At 56.9% G+C, this 5,489-nt stretch carries 8 protein-coding genes; 2 read left to right on the top strand and 6 right to left on the bottom strand.

Annotation, left to right across the window (positions count from 1 at the left end):
* A partial coding sequence (locus FHT97_RS30470; protein WP_183865185.1) for a hypothetical protein occupies window positions 1-228 on the top strand: 228 nt, incomplete at its 5' end.
* Between the two features lie 835 nt (window positions 229-1,063).
* Here the strand turns inward: FHT97_RS30470 and FHT97_RS30475 are convergent.
* The 6 genes from FHT97_RS30475 to FHT97_RS31360 all read right to left on the bottom strand — a co-directional run bounded on the left by FHT97_RS30475 (window position 1,064) and on the right by FHT97_RS31360 (window position 3,575).
* The gene (locus tag FHT97_RS30475) at window positions 1,064-1,216 is read right to left on the bottom strand and encodes a hypothetical protein (protein ID WP_183865187.1); all 153 of its coding nucleotides are present in this window, start codon (window positions 1,214-1,216) and stop codon (window positions 1,064-1,066) included.
* A gap of 536 nt (window positions 1,217-1,752) precedes the next feature.
* Complete coding sequence (locus FHT97_RS30480; protein WP_183758734.1) at window positions 1,753-2,028, bottom strand: hypothetical protein; 276 nt, start codon at window positions 2,026-2,028, stop codon at window positions 1,753-1,755.
* Window positions 2,029-2,123: 95 nt separating this feature from the next.
* Window positions 2,124-2,504 carry a DUF6481 family protein gene (locus FHT97_RS30485; protein ID WP_183865189.1) on the bottom strand — a complete coding sequence of 127 codons (381 nt, stop codon included), beginning with the start codon at window positions 2,502-2,504 and terminating at the stop codon, window positions 2,124-2,126.
* A gap of 29 nt (window positions 2,505-2,533) precedes the next feature.
* The gene (locus tag FHT97_RS30490) at window positions 2,534-2,737 is read right to left on the bottom strand and encodes a hypothetical protein (RefSeq protein WP_183758737.1); all 204 of its coding nucleotides are present in this window, start codon (window positions 2,735-2,737) and stop codon (window positions 2,534-2,536) included.
* 123 nt (window positions 2,738-2,860) lie between these two features.
* A complete protein-coding gene (locus FHT97_RS30495; RefSeq protein ID WP_183758739.1) occupies window positions 2,861-3,070 on the bottom strand; it encodes a cold-shock protein in 210 nt (69 codons plus the stop codon).
* A gap of 352 nt (window positions 3,071-3,422) precedes the next feature.
* Window positions 3,423-3,575 (bottom strand): HWE histidine kinase domain-containing protein, encoded by a 153-nt coding sequence (locus FHT97_RS31360; RefSeq protein ID WP_246712866.1) that lies wholly within the window; start codon window positions 3,573-3,575, stop codon window positions 3,423-3,425.
* A 667-nt stretch (window positions 3,576-4,242) separates the two neighbouring features.
* On the opposite strand from FHT97_RS31360, the gene FHT97_RS30505 reads away from it, so the two are divergent.
* The gene (locus FHT97_RS30505) at window positions 4,243-5,217 is read left to right on the top strand and encodes a lysylphosphatidylglycerol synthase domain-containing protein (protein ID WP_183865191.1); all 975 of its coding nucleotides are present in this window, start codon (window positions 4,243-4,245) and stop codon (window positions 5,215-5,217) included.
* Window positions 5,218-5,489: the final 272 nt, after the last annotated feature.

Raw genomic sequence — 5,489 nt, forward strand, 5'->3', positions numbered from 1 at the left:
GCGGCGATCGACGCCAACAGCGGGATGGATGGGGTGCAGCACTTCTCGCTGGCCTCTGGTGGTGCGCTGACGGCGGCCGGCCAGGTGGTGGTGACCCATGAAGTGCTGAACGGCGACGAGTTCACGGTGATCCACGGCAATGTCGACAGCAACACCGATGCCGACTTCACGCTGATGCTGAAGGGCAACCACAACCTGACGGCCAGCGACTTCAACGGCGTCTCCTGAGGGGTCGAGCGCGCCTCCCCGACCGGGCTTCCCGGTCGGGGATTATCTGTTTTGGGGGGATGCGGTGACGAAGAAGACGTGCGAGCCCCAATGCAAGATCACCGGATTGCACGGCATCCTGTCCTATCGTTAGGGACTGTGGGGATCCCCAGATTCTTGGCGACCACGACCGAGCTACGCAGCGCCAGTATGTTTCGTGCTCGTCCGTTTCTGGCGCGACGCCGTCACGAATCGCTGCTCCTGCTAGTGGTCGCTTCGGGGTTCTCAAAGGCAGTCTTATTGCACGTGTCGGGCGACGCCAGATTGCAATTTGGGCCTGCTATGCAGTCCCTGCTCAAGTTACGGTCTCCTTGGCGTCGCACTGGCGGCCCCTTGAAAATTGACCTCTACAAGACAGCACTGCGGCTTAGCCGTACGCCTTCGACAATGAGAGAAAAATCCGAAGCAGTGTTTTGCAGCCCACAAAATATTACAAAGCAAGAAGCGGGTTACCGTCTGCGAAAGTCTTTTTGATCCAAACGTCGCTACCTCCGTACAACTCGTGTCAGCTTCAGCAACAGCTGACAGCGCCGGCAATACCCCTCCGTCGGCTGGCCCGCGTTTCGACACCGAGACGCGGGCTCCTCGCAGTAGCGCGTTCGCCACGACACAGAATTTTCGCCCTCGGCTCGCAGGAAAACCCGAGCAATCGTGCGGCTCAGCCCGGACGCGGTGATCAAGGAAGAGACCCGCCTCGGGGAATGAGGCTTTCTGGAACCGCCGTTAGCTCCTGGAACCACGGCACCTTACGGAATCCGACGGTTCAACGACGCAAAACTTTCGGCATGTGACATTATCACGCGTCAGGCAGCCGGTCCTGTGCGGCGGCTATCGTCTGGGCCGGCGCGTTCCCCCTATCGAAGATCTGATAGAGGCACAGCTTGATCGACGAAATTTCGATATCCGTGGTGGCAGCGATGACCGGGTCCTCAGCGGCCCAGCGTCGCATCGTGTAGACCGAATGCCCGATCGCACCCGACGCGGCAGATCAAACGTCCCACAATTCATAAGGACCCAATCCGCCCGGAGATGTTAGCGAGCGCAAGCATAAACGGACGTAAACCTGCGTACTGTTCTCGTGGTCGAAGACGAACCGCTCATTCGGCTCACGCTGATCGAAGAGCTTGAAGATGCAGGTTTTCAGGTGCTGGAGGGGGAACGGCAGAGGATGTTATGGAGGTCATCACGGACCAGACAATTCATCTCCGGTTCACCTCCAGATGCCAGGCAAGCTTTCAGGTATCGACCATGCTCATATGGTCGCGGATCGTTTTCCGCAGGGCGGCACCATCGTTCCTTCAGACAGGCTGATACTCGAGGACGGCAACCTACCAGCTTCTTTCGAATTTTTTCAAAAGCCGTATAGTTTCGTGGCGATCATCCACCGACTCCATACCCTGTCGTGATTACGGACAGTTGTCGGTTTGAGGAACGCTCGTGGATTCTCCTGGAGATAGGGTTTGTTGATGCCTCAGACGAACCTGATCAGGCTCGGTCGTAGGTAAAGGACGTCAGAAGTGTCGTAACGAAGTTGCTGGCCCGTTCTTTGACCAGCGTCTCAGTCCATTCGTCCGTGCCGCGAAGCCTCAAGTCCGTGTGGATACTATCAACGGCTGCTTCTTCAATTCGCTTAATGTGCGTATTGAATGCTTCTTCCCCGCTCCCATGGTACATGTCGCGTATGACCATGCGCAGGATTTCCTGGATCGCAATTTGCCAGGCCGTATTGATCGCCTGCAGCTCGTGTGTATCCGGTGGCATGGAAATGCTCCTTGGGGCATGAGTTATTTCGACAAGGTTGCCGGAATCCTTTGGGTTGAAAATGCAAGCCCCACGGGTGATCACCTCCCAGGGATTTAAGCTTGCCTCGCCTTGCGGTTCGCATAGCGGCGATCGCGCTCGGCCTTTCGAGCGGCCTCGTCTTCGACAACCCTCGCGATCCGTTCGTTCTCGGCGGTCTTGCGTGCCTCCGTCTCAGCCGCCGCTGCAGCCTCTGTGGCCGCTTGCTCTTCAGCCGCTTCGGCCTCGCGTCGCGTGCGCTCTTCAAGCTTCAGACGATCCCGTTCAGCGCGGCGCGCATCGCGCGCTTCAGCAAGCGTGACGCGCTCGGCTTGCCTGGCAAGGCGGGAAGGATCGGGCTCGGTTATAGCGGTTCGGTAAGCATTCAGAAGAGCTGCCTTTGCGTCGGCGGCAGCAGAGCGTCGGTCAGCAAGTTCATTGTTTCTGGAGTATCTCAAATAGGTATCCTCATCGTGGCAATGGCGGTTCAGTACGCCTTGGCGCATTTGGCAACGAGCTCGGCTTGCTCTTTCGCAAGTCGGGCCTCACGAAGCCGCAACGTTTTTTCCTCTCGCGCCTGCTCGGCCGACTGAAGCTCTTCCCGCACGCTATTCTTGGAGAAGAATTCGGCCTTTATCTTGCCGAACCCGATCTCGGCCTGTTGGCGAGATTTACTGTATGTCTCTGTCATGGATTCCCCGATGTTTCGAGATGGCCCGAAAAGGAAAAGGCCAGGCGAACCGCCTGGCCTCAAACTGATAACGTACTTCCAGCGATGCCAGTACATCCGTGGTCAAAGGGAAGCAGATATCGATTATGCGGACTGCAGATTTGTAGCAGACATCTTGCCTGACTTCATGTCGCGCTCGAGCTCGAAGCCGACCTTTTGGCCTTCGACGAGTTCGCGCATTCCTGCACGCTCGACAGCAGAGATGTGAACGAACGCGTCAGCGCCGCCGTTGTCGGGTTGGATGAAGCCGAAGCCTTTGGTGGAATTGAACCATTTAACTGTGCCGGTGGTCATGATGAACCCTTTCAAAGCATAGAATGAAAAACCGCGAAGCCGATGCCGCGCGGGTGTGAACCGACTATTTTTGAAACGGAAGTTCGCTTAAAGCGCGGTGCCAATCGCGCGGTGAACAAAGCTCGGCAAGCAAAAGATCGATGGCCTACATATACGAGATCGCGTAAACTGCGTCAACGTTTAGTTTTTAAAAACTACGAATAACATCCATAGGTTGATCGGCATTCGAGCCGGGGGTGGTCGTAAACCTCGATAAAATTGCGGCAAACCATCGATCCCCAGGTCGTCGAAATACCGAACAAATTTCGCGGCGCCAGAAGCAAGGTAAAACAGATCACCGAGCAAGGCCGCGCTACCCTGCCGTCCGAAAGAGACGGACCAGTTCATGGGCGCGACCAAGAGTGGTCATGCGCTGCGTCAGCTGCATTATCATCTCTTCCTTGGTGTCGGTTGACCGCGATGTGATCTGGGTGAGGACGGAAACCAGACCAAGCAGGTTTTGCATGCGATGGCTCATTTCGCGAGCAGCTCATGACCTTCCTCCGCCAGCTTGCGCCCGGTGACATCCAGGAAAATGCCAATCATTGTTTTGATCGCGGTATCGCCCTCGTTGCCCTTGCCTCGTGCAGCCGGGCTTGGCGTCACTTTCTAGAGGGCTGCGTTGGTTTCCCCGATGCCCTGACTAGCCGAATTGTACTTTTTGTAAGTCCAGCCTACGCTTGGCAGCCTAAGTTGAGTATCGGGCCTCGACCTCAGATCAAAAGCGACGCCATTCTTCATTCAAAGGTTTGCGTGAGTTTCAGGGCAATGCAGCTGTCGATCCGCTACGGACTCCGCATTCTTGGTTTAGTCGGGCCTAGGCGTAATCGGACCGCGGCGCTCTCCACATCCGAGGTTGCTTCCAGCTCTCGAGCTGTGATGCGGGGTTCGAGTCCCTGCCCCGGCTACGAAGTCTCGATCCTGCGACGAGGATGCTTTCGAGTTCACTCAAAGTGAACCGAAACCTTTTCCGCGCGTTTGTGCGCGCGAAGGAGATCTCGCCATGGTGGAAGCATTGTCAATTGCGCTCTTGCACTATCCAGCAGCCTGCCGTCCGGCTGCGCGAGACGCTGCACATTCCCCGTGTCCACCGATGTGCAGGACGCGATCGTTGCGTTTTGAGGTTGCTGATCATGACCGATCGAGCTCCTGACCAACCAGAGGACAATCTACCCGGTGGGAATCGGCAATCCCTGGCGGATTACCTTTGGAAAATCGTAGGCATTGCTGCTTTGGTGGTCAGCGTCTGGCTACTTTCACGTGAACTACGGAGTTTGTCATTTGCCGAGATTGGCACCAAGCTCGCCTTGCTACCGACCGGGACCTGGATCGGTAGCGGACTCTCCGCGCTCGTCGCCTACGCTCTGCTGGGCTTCTACGACAGACTCGCCCTGACCTATCTTGATCGCAAAGTCAGTCCGCTATTCGCACATGCCTGCGCTGCCGCGACATACGCCTTCGCTCACGTGGTTGGTGCCTCGGTCTTCTCAGGCGCGGTCATAAGGTATCGCGCCTATTCATCGAAGGGCTTGACAGGAAGAGAGATCGCGGCCCTCGTCGCTTTCTGCGCGTTCACTTTCGCGCTCGGAGTTGTAACCGTCATGGGTACCGTACTTGTCGCGCAGCCATCGATCGTTGATCGTTTTCTCGGTAGGTTGCCAATTGAGGTTAGCAGCGGGGCCGGAATTATCCTGCTTGGGTTCGTCGCGCTATTCCTGCTGATTTCCCTGCTACCAAAGACGTCCCTCGGGGCCCGCTTAACGGTTATCAATTATCCTTCGTTTCCCATTGCCGCAGGACAGATCGTCGTGTCGTCCGCGGAAATCATCGCAGCTACCCTGATCATATACCTGGCGCTGCCTACGACTTCAAATCCTGGACTTTCCATCGTCGCGGGTGTCTTCGTGTTTTCCTTCGCTGCGGCCATCGCCTCGCACTCGCCTGGTGGGCTCGGCGTATTCGAATTAGGTTTCATCACCGGCTTGCCAGAGCTTCCCGAAGCAGACGTTCTGGCAGCCTTGCTGGTCTTCAGGCTTTTCTATTTTGTTCTGCCATTCGTTTTTTCGCTGGGCGCCATTTCCGTTTTCGAACTGCGGCGCAAGAGGTGAAGCCATTAGGGTAAAGCTTTGCATCGTCGCAACCCATGAAGGTCAGCCGACATGAGGAAGCCACGCTTCGGCAATCGCGTAGGCCGCGATAGCGGCCATGCGCTGCTCCCCAGGAACCGCCCGTGATGACCTGAGCCCGTGCCCGTCGAATGCGGGATAGTGGTGCGGCCGCTGAAAGCGGCGACCGGATGTGATGAGGTGGAACGGCCCGCTCCGACAGCATCTAGTGCTAAAAACGTGGTCGTTGCTTGAACGCCACAAAGGAGGGACCG

The organism is Rhizobium sp. BK399, assembly GCF_014194695.1.
Taxonomy (GTDB): domain Bacteria; phylum Pseudomonadota; class Alphaproteobacteria; order Rhizobiales; family Rhizobiaceae; genus Rhizobium.